General features: G+C 44.1%; 1 protein-coding gene. It reads right to left on the bottom strand.

Annotated elements, in window-relative coordinates:
* Positions 1–57: 57 nt before the first annotated feature.
* Positions 58–449 (bottom strand): SAM-dependent methyltransferase (locus tag GV819_RS32570; RefSeq protein WP_368668964.1); only part of this gene is annotated, 392 nt, incomplete at its 5' end.

Consider the following 449-nt stretch of genomic DNA (forward strand, 5'->3'; position numbering starts at 1 on the left):
GTTTTCGCGGGGAAAAACTCAAAGCTGATGTTCATCATGGTCTTTTCATTCACAGAGTTATTGGTTTGTCGCAACATCGATATTTTTCGCTGCGTACACAAAATATTCCTGATTGCCGTCGCCCCCTTTCAACTCGCAGTGGAAAAAATCTTTCACAGTCAAGTTGAGTTGGGTGCAGCAAGTTTTTACATCGTCTTCCAATTGCGCGATAAGGTCGTCGAGATTTTTTACCAAACCGCTTTTCCCGATATGTTCAGGTCCAACTTCAAATTGGGGTTTAACCAAAAACAAACCTTCACATGTGGCTGGCATCAGCTTTGCGATATTGGGCAATACCTTTCGCAGAGAGATAAAGCTCAAATCCGCCACAGCAATGTCAAATGGCATGAACTCCGGTTTCAGCGCAGCGATTTCCTCTTCAAGCTCAGTGGTATTCACCTTGTACAGGT

Source organism: Pseudomonas sp. Fl5BN2 (genome assembly GCF_009908205.1).
In the GTDB taxonomy this organism is placed as follows: domain Bacteria; phylum Pseudomonadota; class Gammaproteobacteria; order Pseudomonadales; family Pseudomonadaceae; genus Aquipseudomonas.